Raw genomic sequence first — 5,429 nt, forward strand, 5'->3', positions numbered from 1 at the left:
GGCAAGGAAGGCAGGTCGCACAAGGCGTTTGAGCATCCAGGATATCGCCACTGCGAAGCCCTGTTCAGGCCAGTCGAAAGCAGCGATGGTGGGGCTTGCCAAGGCAAAAGACAATGGCACCCTGCAATCATCCACCCGCTGGTCAGCTTGCACCCTCTTTATGACTATATCCTTTTATAGGCTGCTTCCTTTGGCAGGCGACTTCATCCACCATAGCCGCGCCTTGTGGGGTGCTACTGGCGCTATCGACCGAGTTTGACACCCTGACAGGCAGTTACTAATGTAATTGGATCCAACTTTAGTCATCGTTAAGGCAGGCTTTACGTGGCCGAGAAACTCAAACTGAGCAATGTGTTGGCCAGCGAGCAACTGTTGCCGCACCAGGCTCGTGGCGTGATCGTAGAACGCCTGCGCAGTGCCATTCTCGACGGTCGCTTGCCCCCTGGCACCGCCGTGCGCCAGCAAGAGCTGGCCAGCTTGTTCGGGGTGAGCCGCATGCCTGTACGTGAAGCCTTGCGCCAGCTGGAAGCGCAATCACTGCTGAAAGTGGAAATGCACAAGGGCGCCGTGGTTGCGCCCTTGATCGGCGAGGACGCGGTAGACACCTACGCGCTGCGCATACTGCTTGAGAGCGAGGCGCTACGCCAGTCCATCCCGTTGCTGGAGCCCAGCGACATCGCCCAGGCACGCGGCTACATCCAGCAGTTGGAGAATGAAACCCGCCACGCTGAAATCGGCCGGCTAAACCGTCTGTTGCACATGGCCTTGTACAGCAAGGCAAAAAACAAGAAGTTGCTACGCCTGATCGAAGACGAGCTCAACGAGGAGGAACGCTTTTTGCGCTTCCACCTCTCCTCCATGGGGCTGGGCAAGCTCACCCAGGATGATCACAACGCATTGGTCAACGCCGCCAGTGACAAGCACGTCGAAGAAGCCATTGCCGTGCTGGAGCGACACCTGAACAGCGGCGCAAGGGTGATCCGCAAATACCTGGATGGCCAACCGCGACACTAGTGTGCGTCCGCCAATGGGCCGCTGGAAAACGCACAGGTTGCAAATTATGGCGCCGCCGCCAACAATGAGACTAATTATCATTAATGTCCATTGTTGATACCTCGCCCATGCCCAGCGACGACTCCGTGCAAACGCTTTACAGTGACCACCACGGCTGGCTGCATGCCTGGCTGCGCAGCCAGCTGGGCAACGCCGCTGATGCTGCCGACCTGGCCCAGGACACCTTCGTTCGCCTGTTACAGCGCCGTGAGCAACTGCACTTGAACACACCACGTGCGTTTCTGCGCAAAGTTGCACGCGGGCTGGTGATCGATCATTGGCGTCGCGAGGAGCTACACAAGGCGTACCTCGAGGCCTTGTCCCATCTGCCAGAAGCATTGGCGCCTGCGGCTGAAACCCGCGAACTGTTGCTGGAGTTGCTGGAGCGCATCGCGCGCATGCTCGATGGCCTGAAACCCAAAGTGCGCCGGGCTTTCCTGCTCGCCCAGTGCGAGGGGCTGAAGCACCAGGCCATCGCTGACCAGATGGGTATCTCCGTGCGTACCGTGGAGCGCTACATCGCCGATGCGCTCTACCACTGCTATGTGCTGCGCTATCAGGATGAATGCTGACGCCATGGCTGCTGCACAACCCGGAACACAAGCGGTCAAGCAGGCCATTCACTGGATGTTGAGGCTGCGCGAGAACGGGCATGATGCCGCCCTGCAACAGCAATGCGTGCAGTGGCGCGCGGCCCGCCAAGAGCATGAGCAAGCCTGGCATCGGGTGATGCAGATGCACCAGGATCTCGACCTGCGCGGCATTCCCGGTGCCGGTTTGGCCTTGCAGACCCTTGAAACCAGCCAGCGTCGGCTGCACCGTCGCCAGGCGCTGAAACTGCTGGGTGGCACGGCCATGGTCGGCGCAGCGGCATGGCTGGGCCGAGACCTGGATGGGCTCAGCTACTGGGCCGCCGACTACGCCACGAGCATGGGTGAACGCCGCAGCTTCACGCTGCCAGATGGCAGCCTGATGCAACTCAATACAGACAGCGCCGTGGACCTGGCCTTCGACGAACAGCAGCGACTGGTTCGCCTGAAGCGGGGGGAAATCATGATTACCTGCGGCCAGGCAACCACGGCGCAGCGCCCTCTGCTGGTACAAAGCCGCGATGCCTTGCTTGAAGGGTTTGCCGGGCACTTCGTGGTACGCCAGGACAGCGACTGTACGCACGTCAGCGTCGGCACTGGCAGGGTAGCGATCCACCAGCCTGGTACCGGCCCGCTGCAGTGGATCGAAAGCGGCCAGAACTGGCGCCTGGACGCACAGGGTGCGCAGCGTCTGCAGCACGTGGACATGGACGCAATGGCCTGGAGCGAGGGACTGATCGTTACCCGGGACATGCGCCTGGCGGACTTCCTCGCGCAGGTCAGCCGCTATCGCCGTGGTTACCTGGGTTGCAGCGAAGCGGTTGCCGGCTTGCGCCTCTCAGGGGTCTTCCGTCTTGAAGACCCGGAGCTTTTGCTACAGCTACTCCCCCAGACGCTGCCAGTGAGGCTGCGCCAACGCACACGCTGGTGGGTACGCGTGGAAAGCCTGGCTTGATCAGGCGGCCCATGCAGGTGTGGCCGTAGGGCGGTGCCAGGTATTTTGGCGGGTTTTGAATGGCAGTCCGGCTAGGACAGTAAGCAACACCTTCCGCCCTCAACATCCCTACGGACTTGAACATGTCTAACGACACCGTGCACATGTGCACACTCAACGCGAATGGTTTTCGACCTGTCTTGCACTCAGCATTGTTACGCAATGCAGTGCGGGCAGCTGTACTTGGCACGGCCCTGGGCCTGAGTACTATTCCACTGGCCGCCATGGCGGCGGAAACAGCCCAGGTCAGCCAGCACTATTCCATACCTGCAGGCCAGCTGGACGATGTGCTCAGCCAGTTCGCCCGCCAGGCCGGCATCACACTGTCGAGCACGCCGCAGCTCACCAACGGTTTGCAGTCCAGCGGCCTCAATGGGCAATACGCCACCGAACAGGCTCTGCGCCAACTCCTCAATGGCAGTGGTTTGCGAGCTGTCAGCCAAGGGGGGCACAGCTACGTGTTGCAGGCGCAGCCGCTGGACGCAGCGTTGTCGTTACCAGACACCGACGTCCGCGGTTTCAGCCTGGGTAATGCGCTGGGTAGCACCGAGGGCTACAACGCGACCCACAGCCAAGTGGCGACCAAGACCAGCATGCCGCTTGTGGAAACATCGCAATCGGTGTCTGTGGTGACCCGCCAGCAGATCGACGACCAAGGGTCACAGACCGTCGCCCAGGCCATGCGCTATACACCCGGGGTGCTAACCAACCCCTACGGTGCCACGCACCGCTATGACTATGTGGCGATGCGCGGCTTCAACGACGGCTCGGTAGACAACATCTACGTCGACGGGCTCAAATCCATGGGCGACAACGGCACCTACAGCACCATGCAGGTGGACCCGTATTTCCTGGAGCGCATCGACATCCTCAAGGGGCCGTCCTCGGTTCTGTACGGCCGCAGCTCACCAGGTGGGCTGGTCGCGTTGACCACCAAGAAACCGCTGTTTTCCGCCTACCATCAGGTACAAGCTACGGTCGGCACCCAGGGCCAGCGCGGCATGGGCTTCGATTTCAGCGGCCCAGTGGATGAAGACCAGCGTATCGCCTATCGCCTGACGGGCCTGGCGGATGCCTCTGACACGCAGTTCGACCACAACAAGGAAGAACGCTACGCCATTGCTCCCGCGATCAGCGTGGACTTCAGCGAAGATACTTCGCTGACCTTGCAGGCCTATCTGCAGCACGACCCCAACGGCGGCTACCACGGCGGTAACCCGGCAGACGGCATGCTGCACCCGCGTAATGGCTTGCGCCTTTCCGATCACTTCTTTGAAGGCGAAACGGGTATCGACAGCTACGAACGTACGCAACAGTCGTTCAGCTATCAGTTCGAGCACCGCTTCAATGACATCTTCACCGCTCGGCAGAACTTCCGTTACCAGGATTCCGATGTGTCGATGGACCAGGTTTATTCCGCCGGTTGGGCAGATGCCGAAAGCAATATCCTGAACCGCGCCTACACCGGCGGCGACGAGCGGCTGCATTCGTACATCATCGATAACATGCTGCAGGCAGAATTCTTCACCGGCGCCGCCAAGCACACCCTGCTAATGGGCACGGACTACCAGCGACGCAAAGCTGACGTTGAATGGCGTTACGGTACCGTAAACCCGTTGGACGCCGGCAACCCGCAGTACGGTAATGGCAACCTGCAGCTGCTGGGAGAAAACCGCTATCAGCGCCGTTTGCAGCAAACGGGGGTATACCTGCAGGATCTGGTGGAGCTTGATCAGTGGCGCTTTTCCCTGGGGCTGCGTCAGGACTGGGTGAAGGTGTCCGAACAGAACCGTGACAGTGTTACCAAGGTGAATGACCAACGCTCGAAGTTCACAACGCGTGCCGGCATGCTTTACCTGTTCGAAAATGGCATTGCGCCCTATGTCAGTTACTCGGAGTCATTCAACCCGAATACCGTCTCCGATCAGGATGGCCGGCCTCTGGCACCTACCGAGGGTACGCAGTGGGAGGCGGGCATCAAGTATCAACCCAGCGGCAGCGACAATTTGTTCACCGCGTCGGTATTCCGCATCGAGCAAGAGAACCTGGCGTCGAAACAACCGAACGAAGACTTCTATCGCGCTGTAGGTCAAGTGCGCTCGCAGGGCCTGGAGCTGGAGGCACATGTGCAGCTCAGCGACAGCCTGAAGCTGCTGGGTGGCTACACCTTTACCGATATCGAGTATTCCAAGTCGATGCCGAGCCTGGTGTCGGGCAACCTGGACAACAAGGGCAACTCGCCGACTCAGGCGCCAAAGCAGATGCTCTCCCTATGGGCTGACTACAACTTCCACCAAGGGGCCCTGGATGGCCTGCGGCTGGGCGGCGGCGTTCGTTATGTGGGGTACAGCTGGGTGGATGCGGAAAACAGCATGAAGGTGCCCTCCTACACGCTGTTCGATGCTTCCGTGGGCTATGACCTGGGCAAGGTCGGCCTGACCGGTGTAGATGTGCGCCTGAACGCCAATAACCTCACCAATGAAAGCTACATCACTTCATGTGCCAGCCTGAACTACTGCTACATGGGTGAAGAGCGCAATGTGAGTGCAACAGTGAGTTATCAGTTCTAGGCAGATGGCCAGGGCTGTTTGGCACTTTCACCGCAGCCCCTGTACCTGAAAAGACAAAGCCCCTGTCTGCATTGCAGACAGGGGCTTTGGGTTTGAATCTTGACGATGACCTACTCTCACATGGGGAAACCCCACACTACCATCGGCGAAGCATCGTTTCACTGCTGAGTTCGGGATGGGATCAGGTGGTTCCAATGCTCTATGGTCGTCAAGAAATTCTGT

5 protein-coding genes and 1 rRNA gene are annotated in these 5,429 nt (G+C 59.7%); 5 read left to right on the forward strand and 1 reads right to left on the reverse strand.

The window, feature by feature from the left end; all coding sequences use genetic code 11:
- The 5 genes from APH30_RS29355 to APH30_RS25875 all read left to right on the forward strand — a co-directional run.
- Nucleotides 1–180: hypothetical protein (locus tag APH30_RS29355; protein WP_218186819.1), on the forward strand; the 180-nt coding region annotated here is incomplete at its 5' end.
- A gap of 144 nt (nt 181–324) precedes the next feature.
- On the forward strand, nt 325–1,014 hold the full coding sequence (locus APH30_RS25860; protein ID WP_054914124.1) for a GntR family transcriptional regulator: 690 nt from the start codon (nt 325–327) through the stop codon (nt 1,012–1,014).
- A gap of 107 nt (nt 1,015–1,121) precedes the next feature.
- The gene (locus tag APH30_RS25865; protein WP_054914126.1) at nt 1,122–1,625 is read left to right on the forward strand and encodes a sigma-70 family RNA polymerase sigma factor; all 504 of its coding nucleotides are present in this window, start codon (nt 1,122–1,124) and stop codon (nt 1,623–1,625) included.
- 4 nt (nt 1,626–1,629) lie between these two features.
- Nucleotides 1,630–2,598: a FecR domain-containing protein gene (locus APH30_RS25870; protein ID WP_054914125.1), complete on the forward strand. Its 969-nt coding sequence runs from the start codon at nt 1,630–1,632 to the stop codon at nt 2,596–2,598.
- A gap of 143 nt (nt 2,599–2,741) precedes the next feature.
- A complete protein-coding gene (locus tag APH30_RS25875; protein WP_054914127.1) occupies nt 2,742–5,207 on the forward strand; it encodes a TonB-dependent siderophore receptor in 2,466 nt (821 codons plus the stop codon).
- 97 nt (nt 5,208–5,304) lie between these two features.
- Here APH30_RS25875 and rrf read toward each other — a convergent pair.
- A 5S ribosomal RNA gene (gene rrf / locus APH30_RS25880) occupies nt 5,305–5,420 on the reverse strand.
- Nucleotides 5,421–5,429: the final 9 nt, after the last annotated feature.

Source organism: Pseudomonas sp. NBRC 111127, from assembly GCF_001320345.1.
Lineage (GTDB): Bacteria > Pseudomonadota > Gammaproteobacteria > Pseudomonadales > Pseudomonadaceae > Aquipseudomonas > Aquipseudomonas juntendi.

What these genes read in the sequence shown, in the direction of transcription:
- APH30_RS25865 (WP_054914126.1), top strand. Translation starts at nt 1,122, where the DNA reads ATGCCCAGCGACGACTCCGTGCAAACGCTTTACAGTGACCACCACGGC.
- APH30_RS25870 (WP_054914125.1), top strand. Translation starts at nt 1,630, where the DNA reads ATGGCTGCTGCACAACCCGGAACACAAGCGGTCAAGCAGGCCATTCAC.
- APH30_RS25875 (WP_054914127.1), top strand. Translation starts at nt 2,742, where the DNA reads ATGTGCACACTCAACGCGAATGGTTTTCGACCTGTCTTGCACTCAGCA.